Here is a 6331-nt window from a genome sequence, read left to right as displayed (position 1 = left end):
GCCGGACACCTCGATGTCCGGTCCGCCACCGCCGCCGATGAGCGTCTCTTTCAACTAAGAGCCGTCCTCACTCACTCGTGCTCACTCGTACTCAGTCGTACTCACTCGTCCTTGGCGAAGATCGCGTCCATGTCCTTGGCCGCCTTGTCGGCCGCCTCCTGGACGCTCGCCTTGCCGCTGAGAATGGACTGGACCATGCCGGGGACCACCTGCGAGGCCTGGATCTCGCCGTACGCCTTGGTCTTGGGCACCGTCGCACCTGCCTCGAGCATCTGCTCGGCGAACGGCTCGACCAGCGGGTCCTTCTTCGCGGCGACCTTCTCCAGCTCGGAGTTCTGGCCCGGGAAGTAGTTGGTGTCCTTGGCCCACTTGGCGGCGAACTCGCCGGTGCTCAGGAGCTTCACGAACTCCCAGGCGAGGTCCTGCTTGTCGGTCTTGAACGTGGAGAGGTACGAGCCGCCGAGGAAGGAGCGGCCCATACCGCCGTCCTTGCCGGGGATCGCGATGGCGCCGAGCTTGCCCTTGAGGTCGGGGTTGGCCTCGACGATGGCCTTCGGGGTCCAGTTGCCGCCGACCGCCATGGAGATCTGGCCCTTGTTCCAGGCGTCGCCGACCTCCTTCTCGGTCCAGGTGTTGACCTTGGCGGGCGAGACCTTCTCCTTGGTGGCGAGGTCGGTGTAGTACTTGATGCCCTCGACCGACTTCGGGGAGTTGATCGCCGACTTCCACTTGCCGCCCTGCTCGGTGGCGAGTTCGCCGCCTGCGCCCCAGACGAAGGCGGTGGCGAACATCTCGGCGCCGCCCGCGACGGGGAAGGCGACCTTGTCGGGCTCCTTCTCCTTGAGCGTCTTCGCGGCGGCCGTGAGTTCCTTCCAGTTCGTCGGCGGCTTGATGTCGTGCTTCTCGAACAGGTCCTTGCGGTACACGATCGAGCGCACACCCGCGTACCACGGCATGCCGTACTGCTTGCCGTCGAGCGTGCCCGCGTCCTTGAGCCCCTCGACCAGATCGCCGCTGAGCCCGGACTCCTTCACCTTGCCGGTGACGTCGACGAGCCCGCCGGTCTCGGCGAACTGCGGCACCCAGGTCGTCCCGACCTCGGCGACATCCGGCACCTGCTCCTCGCCGCCCTCGATGGCGGTGGTGAACTTCTTCTGGGCGGTGGCCCACTGCTGGTACTCGACCTTGATGTCGGCGCCGGTCTTCTTCTTGAACGCGGCGGCCGCCTCCTTGAAGAACGGCCGGGCGTCCGGGTTGGTGCCCTCCATGATCCATACGGTCAGGGTCTTGCCCTTGCCGTCCGTCGCGGAGCCCTCGTCACCCGACCCCTCGCCGCATGCCGTCGCGGTCAGTCCGAGCGTCAGGGCGATCCCCGCCGCGATGACACGTCGCTTCATACCGGCGCCTCCTGGATGGCGGTCCATGCTGTCCGTTCGGGGGCCTTGGTGAACGACCCCCGCTGAGAGTGATTCTCGCCACGCGGGATCCGGCCGGTCTAGACCCATCCGGATACGCGGCCGAACCGTGACCAGCATTGCGGGGGGTGCAACATACGCTTCGGCGGTTGCGGAGGGTGCAATGTGCGCTCGTGTGGCGGAGGGGCCGGTTCTGGGAGGATGGGCCGTACGGGCTAGGGGGAGGGGGTTCCGTGGGATCCGTACATACGCGGCTGAACGGGGAAGGCCGAAAGCGGGCGCTGTTGGTGGGCGTGCCGGAGACGCCGTACCTCGAGCAGCACGCCGAGCTGGCCGAGCGCTTCCCCGAACTGGACTGCACCCAACAGGACTTGGGCCTGGTGGGCACGGCACTTCGGCAATCGCACTACGAGGTGACGACCCATCACCCCGGGCACGAGGAGCCGCTCCGTCAGAACGTGGGACGCGGCGCCCTCATGGGCGCCCTGGAGGACTTCCTCGCCGGCTGCCGTCCCGGCGACACCGCCTTCGTCTACATCTCGTGCCACGGCGTGACGATGGGCGAACGCGACTATCTGCTGCCCTCCGACGCCCAGCCGAGCGCGCCGGGCCCCGACGGCCGCCGCGGCCTGCGCACCGCCACGCTCCTCGCCGCCGACGCCGCTGAGCTGCTGCCCCCGGACGGGTTGCCGGACGGCGTCACGGCCGTGCTCTGCCTCGACATGTGCCGGGCCGCCGAGAGCTCCGGCGATCAGGACGACAAGGACTGGTCGCGCGGCCAGGACAAGAACGTGTACTGGCTGCGCAGTTGCGGGCGCGGTGAGTCCTCGTACGCGGACGGGGACGGCAGTTGGTTCGGCCGGGCCCTGGCCGAGGCGCTCTCGCCGACGACGTCGCCGACCACGTTCAAGGAGGTCGTCGAGCACACCCGGGCGGCGGTGCGGCGGCTCGCCGGCAGCGTGCCGTCGGCGCGGCCGCGCGTGGACGCGGAGTTCCCGCGGCTCTCCGACGGGGTGGACGGCCCGGTCCTCTGCGAGGGTTCGCGGGAGCCGGAGCGCTGGACGCACATGGTGACCGAGTCCCCGCTGTGGTCCCACACCTCGGGCTCCGCAACGGTCCACGACCAGGTCAAGGAGCAACTGACCGCCCTGGCCCAGCACGTGGCCGACGGCTTCTCCGGCAAGGGCGCCCACCGCGCCGACCCCTGGCACGACCCCGCGTACCCGGTACGCGTCGGCCACGAACTTGCCCACTTCGTGGAGCGGGCGGGGCTCGAGGGGCAGGACCGGCTCACCCCGGCGGAGACCGCGGTGCTGCTCGCCGCGCCGATCGTGCACGAGGGGGCGGTCGCGGTGGCGTTGGAGGAGTTGCGGCGCCTTCTTCCGGAGCGGGTCGACAGCGCCGATCCGCAAGAGGGAGCCGTCGACCACTCAGTCGACCCTCAGGAAAAGCACGATGCCGACGTACGAGGTGCCGTGCGCGACACCTGCCGCGCGCACTCCCAGGTCCTGCGCGCCGCCCGCACCCTGCGCACCCGGGGTCTGGACGAGGCGGAGACAGCCGCCGACCACTGGCTGCGGCACCGCTTCGTCGCCGGCTGGGACACGCTGTGGGAACGCACCAGCTTCTACACGACCGTCGACAACCTGATCGACCGGGCCGTCAGCGCCGTGATCGCGGCCGACTCGCGCAGCGCGCCGGAGCCGCCCTCGAAGGCGCGACGGATCGCGATCGACCGCCAAGTCCGGGAAGTTCTGGGCCACTTGACGGTCAACCCGGGCAGCAGCCCCCGTATCAGCGATCCGAGCCAGAGCGACGCCTGGCACACCCACCCGCCGGTCCAGGGCAGCCTGTGGCGCGGCGACGAACTGGCCCGGCTGCTGTGGCTCGCCGGCCTGCTCGCGGCGGACCCGCGCCGGATGTCCAGCGTCCTCGTCGACCACTTGGGCGCGCACGAGAAGCTCTCGCCACGCAAGGTGGTCGCGGCCCTCTCCACGGACTTCCGCTACGAGGACACAGCGGGCCGGGCACCCGGCCATCACGGTCGCGCCGTGTGCTTCCACTGCCCTCACCCCGCCCTGCACGCCGCGGTGGAGGAGCTGGCCGCCACCGCCGACGCGGCGCTCGACACCCTGCACCGCGAACAGCCCAGCCCGCCCCCGCTGCTCCGGGGCCTGCCCGACCGGATCACCCTCGACCACCTGGTGCCCGAATCGGACGCGTACACCCAGCCGTTGGAGCGCTTCCGCCTCGCCGAGGACGAGATCCGCCCCCTGCTCATGGGCACCCAGCTCTACGGCGACAAGCTGCTGGCCATCCGTGAGCTGTACCAGAACGCCCTGGACGCGGTCCGGCACCGCGACGCGCGACTGCGGTACGGGGCGACGCAGGGGCGCGGCCAGTCGGACTGGCGCGCCCGGATCACCTTCACCCAGGGCTGGGACCCGGACGGCCGCCCGTACATCGAGTGCGAGGACAACGGCAGCGGCATGAGCCGTACCAAGCTCACGTCGATGTTCGCCCGCGCGGGCAAACGGTACGAGCAGGACCCCGAGTTCATGCAGGAGCGCCGCAACTGGCGACGCGCCGGGGTCACCGACGTGTCCCTCAACTCCCGCTTCGGCATCGGGGTGTTCAGCTATTTCATGCTGGCCGAGGAGGTTGTCGTACGGACCCGCTCCGTCGACCGCTTCGGCACCCCCGGCACCGAGCCCGCGGCCCGCGCGGACATCCAGTCCGGCTCCGGGCTGCTACGGATCAGCTCCGCCGTGGACGCCCCGGCGGAGGGCGGCACGCGCGTACGGCTGTACTTGAACCATGGGCCCGACGAGGAGTTGCCGTCCCTGGTCAAGGCGCTGCAGTCGATGCTCTGGGTGAGTGATCACGACGTACGGGCGGTGGAGTACGACGAGCGGAAGGAAGAGGTCCGCAGTGAGACCTGGGTGCCGGGGACGCTACGCCTCGCGCACGACTGGCACGGCTCCCCTGTGCAGGCGGGCGAGGACTCCTGGTTGGTGCAGGGCAAGGGCCAACTGCTGCTCGACGGGGTCGTGGTCAAGGACGCCCCGCGCGTGTACGGATACGTGGCGAACCTCCGGGAACGCCATCGCCCGGAACCGAGCGTGGACCGCAATCGGCTGGTCGATTACGACAAGGAGCGGGTGTCGAGGGAGCTGCTCGACGCGGTGAAGGTCGCGGCCGGACAGTGCGAAGAGGTGTCGCTGAGCTGGCTGTGGCGACTCGCTGGACAGAGTCCACGGCTCGTGGTGACCTTGCTCGGCGCCTTGCCCGGCTCCACTGTCGCGTACGTCGACACGTCCCTCGGCGGACAACAGCTGGAACCGCTGCGTCAGCCCCTTGCCACGACCGGTTGCTTCCCGAGCGCCCCGAATCATTCCGCGTCGCTGGGCGAGAACCGCTACGCGGAAAGCACGCTGCTCCGCCGATGGCTGACCGACCGGCTGCGCCCCGCACCTCCGGGAAGGGATCGCCACATGCCCGATGGCTATCCTCCTCCCCACCCGCTCGACCCACTCCTGTTCCTGGACTCGTGGCCGCTGGACATGGCCAGGGTGGTACGGGCGTCGGCCCTCGCACAGTGCACGCTCGGCGAAGTTCTGAGGGCTCTGCGCCGTTTCGCCGTAGTGGGCCTGCCCATACCTGAGTTCACGGACATCCGGTCCTTTCGCTCTCTGCGGCCGGACGAACTGACCGCCGACGTCCTCGCTGCCTACCTTTCCGCTGCCGAGCCGATGGACAACCGGACTGTTCTTCCTGACCCCGAGCACTGGCCGCACCCTCCAGCAACGCATGCGCCACTGCTCGTCACCGCCGCTGCGCGGGGGGCGACGCTCGGCCAAGCCGTGGAGGCGCTTCAGTCGCTGCGTGGCGTGGACAGCTCGCTGCCGCCCGCACCGCGGTTGAACGAGGAGTTGATGGGGCTACGACCGACCGAGCAAGAGGCGCGCGTCGGAGGGCTGGTCGAAAGACAGGGGTCCCTGACCGGCAGATACCGGTGGGCGCCAGGAACCGTGACCCCGGTTGGGCTTCTGGAGGCAAACCGATCCCCCGCTTCTCTCACCGACTTCCTCCGGCGCATCGAACAGCTCGCTCCGCTGGGGTTCTCCGTGGACCACGAGCCGAGCGCCGGTGCCCGCGAGCGCGGCTGCCTGACGGTCTCTGAGCGACTGCTGCTGTCTCAGGACCTCAACGGGAATGCGCCGTGGCGCGAAAGGCACGTGAACATGCAGCACTTGTTGCGGGCCTCCGCCAATTTGGGGCGGACACTCGGTGAGATCGCTGACAGCATCGACGCGTCCGCCGACGTCACACTGGTCTCCAGGCCTGAGGTGCCGCCCGAGGCCAGGGAATGGGCCGTTCCCGACTGGGCCGTCAGTCACGAGCGTGTCTTCTCCGGAGACCCTCACGATGGCTGCAGGGACTGGGAGTTCGTACTGCGGGCCGCCGGTCACGACTCGGATGAAGTGGCCCGGACCCTCCACTTCATGGTCCTCTGCGGGGTCATGGACGCCGAGACCGACCAAACCGCCGTACTGCGCCAGATCGCCGCACTGCCCGACTCGCCACACCTACGGTCCGTCCTGGCGGAACTCAACGTCAGTTACGAGTTGGACGCGGTGCGCGCCTTGGATGACGACGGCCTCACAACCGGCCGCCTGCTGCAGCTGGCTATCCGTCAGAACTGCACACTCGGCGAAGCCGCCGACAGGCTGGCCACCGAGAAGGTCCACATTCCGCTCAGAATCGCCTGCCCGCCCCAGGAGGCACGCTCTCTCCGTCCACGGGAAACAGACCTGCTCGTGCTCCTGGAGCAACGGACCGCGGCTCGTTTCCCGGATGCCCTGCGGATCCGGGACCTGCTCACTTACCCCGCAGCCCCCCTGGGCCCCGCCCTC

Annotated in this window: 2 protein-coding genes; one reads left to right on the top strand and one right to left on the bottom strand. The window is 69.5% G+C overall.

Features of this window, described 5'->3' with window-relative positions:
- Positions 1 to 101: 101 nt before the first annotated feature.
- A complete protein-coding gene (locus GUY60_RS32350) occupies positions 102 to 1397 on the bottom strand; it encodes a sugar ABC transporter substrate-binding protein (RefSeq protein WP_161704379.1) in 1296 nt (431 codons plus the stop codon).
- 251 nt (positions 1398 to 1648) lie between these two features.
- Here GUY60_RS32350 and GUY60_RS32345 point away from each other — a divergent pair.
- On the top strand, positions 1649 to 6331 hold a 4683-nt coding region (locus tag GUY60_RS32345; protein WP_161704377.1), incomplete at its 3' end, for an HD domain-containing protein.

Origin of the sequence: Streptomyces boluensis (assembly GCF_009908195.1) — a bacterium.
In the GTDB taxonomy this organism is placed as follows: domain Bacteria; phylum Actinomycetota; class Actinomycetes; order Streptomycetales; family Streptomycetaceae; genus Streptomyces; species Streptomyces boluensis.
Note: the sequence above shows the minus strand (reverse complement) of the source record. Positions and strands in the feature narration are given on the sequence as shown.

What these genes read in the sequence shown, in the direction of transcription:
- GUY60_RS32350 (WP_161704379.1), bottom strand. Translation starts at nt 1,397, where the DNA reads ATGAAGCGACGTGTCATCGCGGCGGGGATCGCCCTGACGCTCGGACTG.